Raw genomic sequence first — 5,852 nt, forward strand, 5'->3', positions numbered from 1 at the left:
ATTGATAACGATAAAGGCAAAATTTCTAAATCGGTAATTGAAAACCTAAATAAAAGCGGTCAGTTTGAAATTGTTTCTTCTTTAGATGGAAAAAACTTAACAGAAGATTCAGCAAAAGAAACTGTTTTTAAAGGAAAATTTCAGTTAGCTATCATTATTCCCGAAAATCTAAGTAAAGATTTGCAATTAAAAGTAAATCAAAACGTAGATAAAATAATTTCAAATTTTGGAATTGGTGATCTTTCAGAAGAGCCAAAAAAAGATTCACTTCCTCAAATAATAAACAAAAAAGAAGTCCGACTTTATTTTGATCCTGCTACTCAAGCTACTTTTAAAAGTAATGTAAAAAGTAGTATTGATAAAATGATTTCTCAAATTGAAACCAAATCCATCTACGCTACTTTTCAAGAGCAATTAGGAGAAGGCGAGGAGCCTATTTTTGAGCAAGAAAGTTTCATTACGTTTAAAGAAATTGTTCCAACAGTTGATAATAAAGAAATTTTACCAAATTCGGTACAACATAATGTTCCAGCTTGGACTTTATTTGCTATCTTTTTTATAATTGTTCCGCTTTCTATTAATATTGTGAAAGAAAAAGGACAAGGAACACAAATTCGATTACTTACTAATCCTGTTCCTTATTCAGTTGTAATTGCTGGAAAAACAATTACGTATTTAGTAATTTGTATGATTCAGTTTTATCTAATGGTTTTAGTTGGAATGTATTTATTTCCGTACTTAAGTTTACCAACATTAGATTTAGATGGAAAATTCTTTTTAATGAGTGTTGTTGCATTATTTTCAGGATTAGCAGCAATTGGATTCGGAATTTTACTTGGAACTATTGCTAAAACTCAAGAACAATCAGCACCTTTTGGAGCAACTTCGGTAGTGATTTTGGCTGCCATTGGTGGTGTTTGGGTTCCTGTATTTGCCATGCCAAAAGTAATGCAAGTTATTTCGCATATTTCACCTATGAATTGGGGATTAAACGCATTTTATGATGTTTTACTACGTAAAGCTGATGCCATAGAAATTCTTCCCGAAATATTTTTACTACTTTTGTTCTTTATAATTACAATTTTTATTGCCATCCAATATGATAAAAAGAAAAGAGCAGTATAACGAGGCTTCTCATTTAAGCGTTTCTAAAGATATTAGAGTTCGATTTAACGAAACAGATCCATTAGGAATTGTTTGGCACGGCTACTATATCACTTATTTTGAAGATGGAAGAGAAGCTTTTGGAAGATTGCACGGTATATCTTATCTAGATGTTCAAAAACACGGTTATACAACACCAATTGTAAAATCGGTATGTGAACATAAGTTGTCATTAAAATATGGCGATGTGGCTCGTATTGAAACTACAATTGTAGATTCTCCTGCGGCAAAAATGATTTTTAGATATGTAATTTACGATAGCAATAACGAAATCGCTTGTACCGGCGAAACCGTTCAAGTGTTTTTAGATAGTGATGGAAATTTAGTTTTAAATGCACCTTCTTTTTATGAAGAATGGAAAAAAAGCGTTGGATTATTAAAATGATAGCAAATAAAACAATTTATATTTCCGATGCTAATTGCGTAACTCCGTTAGGTTTTGATTTAGAAGCCAATTGGAATGCACTTGTAAAAGGGCAATCGGGTATTCAATTTCAAGAGAAATATGGAAATCTTTCTTCTATCTATGCTTCAATTATTGAAGATGAAAAGTTAAATGAAAGTTTTCTAAAAGTTTCTAATGAAAACACGTTTACCAAATTAGAAAAGATGCTCATTTTAGCATTGCACCCAATTATAAATAAAAATAAAGTTACCGAAAAATCAGTTTTAATTCTTTCTACAACAAAAGGAAATATTTCGTTATTAGAAAATCAAGAATTACCAATTGAAGAAGCACATTTAGGAACTTTAGCAAAAAAAATAAATACTTTTTTCGGATTCAAAACAGAACCAATTGTGGTTTCAAATGCTTGTGTTTCTGGAGTTTTAGCGGTTTCTGTTGCTAAACGAATGATTCAATTAGGTGCTTATGAAAACGCATTTGTAATTGCTGGAGATGAAATTTCCGAATTCGTTTTGTCTGGTTTTAATTCCTTTCAAGCGATGAGTAACTTGCCTTGCGCACCTTACGATGAGTCTAGAAATGGTGTAACTCTTGGCGAAGCAGCAGCAGCGGTTTATATTTCTTCCGAAAAACCAACTGAAAATGCTGTGGCAATCATTGGTGATGGAGCTATAAACGATGCCAATCATATTTCTGGACCATCAAGAACAGGGGAAGGGTTGTTTAAAAGTATTGAAAGTGCTTTCAAAGAAGCAAATATCACAAAAGATAAGTTAGATTACATTTCGGCTCACGGAACAGCCACTTTGTATAACGACGAAATGGAAGCAATTGCTTTTTCTCGTTCCCATATTGATACTGTTGCCATAAATAGTTTAAAAGGCTATTACGGACACACGTTAGGCGCTTCTGGATTGTTAGAAATTGTAATCGGATTGCAATCGGTTTATAACGAAGAATTATTAGCATCAAAAGGATTTAAAAACTCTGGAGTTTCTATTCCAATTGCTATTTTAAAAGAAAATAGAAAAAAAGAAATCAAATATTTCTTAAAAACAGCATCAGGCTTTGGCGGATGTAATACAGCTGTATTGTTTGAAAAAATAAATTAAAATTGACGACAAATTATCACATATCAAGCTATTGCAAAATAGAAAATAATACACTTCAACTAAACGGAACAACTGTTTTAGAAATAAACGATGTGTTGTTTCCTGAATTTATTAAAAATGCATCAAAAACAATTGGCTTAGAATATTCAAAATTTTTTAAAATGGATAATTTAAGTAAATTAGCCTTTTTAGGAGCAGAAGCAATCTTAAAAGATAACATCGATTTAGAAAATGAGAACGATATTGCACTAGTATTTGCTAATAAATCTTCAAGTTTAGATACAGATGTAAAATACCAAGATTCAATTTCTGATACCGAAAATTATTTTCCAAGTCCAGCCGTTTTTGTGTATACATTACCTAATATTTGTGTGGGCGAAATTAGTATCAAACATCAATTAAAAACAGAAAATGCTTTTTTTGTGTTTGATGATTTTAAACCCGATTTTATGTCAAATTACGCATCATATTTGTTAGAAAGTGGTAAAACAGAAAAAGTACTTTGCGGTTGGGTAGAATATTATAAAAACGAATACAAAGCTTTTGTTTACTTAGTAGAAAAATCAGGAACAATTGCACACGATAAACAAAATATACAAACATTATACAATCAATAATTATGGAAGCTTTAAAACAAGAATTAAAATCAAAAATCATTGAAGTTTTAAATTTAGAAGATATTGCAATTGAAGATATTAACGATAACGATCCTTTATTTGGCGATGGTTTAGGTTTAGATTCAATTGATGCTTTAGAATTAATTGTACTTTTAGATAAAGAATACGGAATTAGATTAGCTGATCCAAAACAAGGAAAAGCAATTTTCGAATCTATTGAAACTATGGCAGCTTATATTGCTGAAAACAGAACTAAATAATACAATCTAAATGAAAGTTGCAATTACAGGCATGGGAATTATATCTTCAATAGGAAATACTGTTGAAGAGAACTTCCATTCATTAGTTTCTCTAAAAACGGGACTTTCTACAATTTCAAACATTGAAACGATTCATAAAGACATCATTAAAGTGGGAGAAATTAAATTGACTAATGAGCAATTAGCCGAGCAACTTAATTTACCTAGTGATAATAATTATTCTCGTACTGCATTATTAGGCGCTATTGCAGCTAAACAAGCAGTTGAAAACGCAAAAATAAGCGATATGAATACATATAAGTCAGGATTAATTTCAGCAACAAGCGTTGGCGGAATGGATATGACTGAAAAATATTATTACGAATATTTTGAAAACGAAGCTTGCCAAAAATACATAACCAGTCACGATATTGGCGATAATTCTCAAAAAATTGCGAATTGTATCGGATTAAAAGGCATGGTTACTACAATTAGTACAGCTTGTTCTTCAGCGGCAAATGCAATTATGTTAGGCGCAAGATTAATTCAATCTGGCGAATTAGATAGGGTAGTGGTTGGAGGAACAGATGCTCTAGCAAAATTTACCATAAATGGATTTAAAACCCTAATGATTTTATCGGATGACTACAATGCTCCATTTGACAACAACAGAAAAGGATTAAATTTAGGTGAAGCCGCAGCATTTTTAGTTTTAGAATCGGAGACGATTGTGAAAAACGAAAACAAAGAAGTTTTGGCTTACGTTACCGGTTTTGGAAATGCAAACGATGCTTTTCATCAAACTGCCTCTTCAGAAAACGGTGATGGTGCTTTCTTAGCGATGAATAAAGCCTTCAAAATGGCAAAAATTCAACCAAGCGAAATTGATTACATAAACGCCCACGGAACGGCAACACCAAATAACGATTTATCTGAAGGAAGAGCCATTATTAGAATATTTGGAGAAAATGTTCCTGATTTTAGTTCAACAAAACCTTTTACAGGTCATACTTTGGCGGCAGCTGCGGGTATTGAAGCGGTTTATAGTATTTTGGCAATTCAGAACAATATTATTTTTCCAAATTTGAATTTTAAAACAAATATGGAAGAATTCAATTTAACGCCACAACTTACACTTAAAGAAAAAGAGATACATCATGTACTTTCAAATTCTTTCGGATTTGGAGGAAATTGTTCCACTTTAATATTTTCAAAGAACTAATGCAAAAGTGCTACATTAACGGAATGGGATGCGTCTCTTCTCAAGAAACATATGATACTTCTTTCTTAGAATCGGTTGAAATTAATACAACCGAAAACATAGTTTATGCTAAACAACCTTCGTATAAAGAATTAATTCCGCCAGCCGCAGCAAGACGAATGGCAAAAGGAGTTAAAATGGGTTTAGCAGCATCAACAAAAGCATTAAAAGAAGCAAATGTTGAGGTTCCAGATGCTATAATTACTGGAACGGGAATGGGGTGTATTGAAGATTCTGAAAAATTCTTAAAAGCTTTAATTGATAATAACGAAGAATACTTAACACCAACTAATTTTATTCAATCTACGCACAATACGGTTGGAGCACAAATTGCCTTAGGATTAGGTTGTAAAGGTTATAATTTTACCTATGTTAATGGTTCAATTTCTTTCGAATCAGCTTTACTAGATGCGAAATTACAACTTGAAAACGAAGAAGAGAACACGATTTTAGTTGGTGCAGCAGACGAAACTTCTTCGCATACAATGGAGTTGTTTAAACTGGTTAACATCATTAAAAAAGAAAGCGATCAACCTTATTCTGTTTTAGATTCAAATTCTTCAGGTGTTGTTTACAGTGAAGGCGCAACTTTTGTGACTTTAGAAAATGTAAAAAAAGAAAACTCGTATGCCGTTTTGGAAGCATTACAAATTCAAAACGACTTGAATATTGACGAAGTTGAAAATTTCATTAGTAGTTTTTTAGAAAAGAATCATTTAAAAATTCAAGATATTGATGTTGTTGTTTTAGGAAATAACGGAGATATTAATTTTGATACCTATTATACAGTTGTTGGTTCGTTATTTAGCCAAATTCCACAAGTCTATTACAAACATTTATGTGGTGAATTCAACACAGCTTCAGCATTTGGATTTTGGGTTGCAGCATCGATTCTTAAAAATCAAGCAATTCCAAAAGTTGTAAAAATGAACTCTATTGAAAAAGCTACTTTTTCAAAAGTATTACTTTATAATCAGTTTCAAGGAAAAGACCATAGCTTAGTACTTTTATCAAAATGTTAAAACATAAATATTCTGTATTTATATTTTTTGT

At 31.5% G+C, this 5,852-nt stretch carries 7 protein-coding genes; all 7 read left to right on the top strand.

The window, feature by feature from the left end; genetic code table 11:
• The coding region (locus L6Q46_RS12275) for an ABC transporter permease (protein ID WP_291284549.1) at positions 1–1,125 on the top strand (1,125 nt) is incomplete at its 5' end.
• A complete protein-coding gene (locus L6Q46_RS12280; protein ID WP_111565562.1) occupies positions 1,100–1,549 on the top strand; it encodes an acyl-CoA thioesterase in 450 nt (149 codons plus the stop codon). The genes L6Q46_RS12275 and L6Q46_RS12280, both read left to right, overlap by 26 nt.
• The gene (locus L6Q46_RS12285) at positions 1,546–2,682 is read left to right on the top strand and encodes a beta-ketoacyl synthase N-terminal-like domain-containing protein (RefSeq protein WP_291284550.1); all 1,137 of its coding nucleotides are present in this window, start codon (positions 1,546–1,548) and stop codon (positions 2,680–2,682) included. Before L6Q46_RS12280 ends, L6Q46_RS12285 begins: the two co-directional genes overlap by 4 nt.
• A 2-nt stretch (positions 2,683–2,684) precedes the next feature.
• Positions 2,685–3,299 carry a 3-oxoacyl-ACP synthase gene (locus L6Q46_RS12290; protein WP_291284551.1) on the top strand — a complete coding sequence of 205 codons (615 nt, stop codon included), beginning with the start codon at positions 2,685–2,687 and terminating at the stop codon, positions 3,297–3,299.
• A gap of 2 nt (positions 3,300–3,301) precedes the next feature.
• On the top strand, positions 3,302–3,559 hold the full coding sequence (locus L6Q46_RS12295) for a phosphopantetheine-binding protein (protein WP_111565564.1): 258 nt from the start codon (positions 3,302–3,304) through the stop codon (positions 3,557–3,559).
• Between the two features lie 10 nt (positions 3,560–3,569).
• Positions 3,570–4,760, top strand: a complete 1,191-nt coding sequence (locus L6Q46_RS12300; RefSeq protein ID WP_291284552.1) for a beta-ketoacyl-[acyl-carrier-protein] synthase family protein — start codon at positions 3,570–3,572, stop codon at positions 4,758–4,760.
• A complete protein-coding gene (locus L6Q46_RS12305) occupies positions 4,760–5,821 on the top strand; it encodes a beta-ketoacyl synthase N-terminal-like domain-containing protein (protein ID WP_291284553.1) in 1,062 nt (353 codons plus the stop codon). The genes L6Q46_RS12300 and L6Q46_RS12305 overlap by 1 nt, the downstream gene beginning before the upstream one ends.
• Positions 5,822–5,852 lie beyond the last annotated feature (31 nt).

Source organism: Flavobacterium sp., assembly GCF_023151265.1.
Taxonomy (GTDB): domain Bacteria; phylum Bacteroidota; class Bacteroidia; order Flavobacteriales; family Flavobacteriaceae; genus Flavobacterium.

Bases quoted from the DNA above. Each gene is read 5' to 3' on its own strand.
- L6Q46_RS12285 (WP_291284550.1), top strand. From the start codon at position 1,546: ATGATAGCAAATAAAACAATTTATATTTCCGATGCTAATTGCGTAACT.
- L6Q46_RS12280 (WP_111565562.1), top strand. From the start codon at position 1,100: ATGATAAAAAGAAAAGAGCAGTATAACGAGGCTTCTCATTTAAGCGTT.
- L6Q46_RS12300 (WP_291284552.1), top strand. From the start codon at position 3,570: ATGAAAGTTGCAATTACAGGCATGGGAATTATATCTTCAATAGGAAAT.
- L6Q46_RS12305 (WP_291284553.1), top strand. From the start codon at position 4,760: ATGCAAAAGTGCTACATTAACGGAATGGGATGCGTCTCTTCTCAAGAA.
- L6Q46_RS12295 (WP_111565564.1), top strand. From the start codon at position 3,302: ATGGAAGCTTTAAAACAAGAATTAAAATCAAAAATCATTGAAGTTTTA.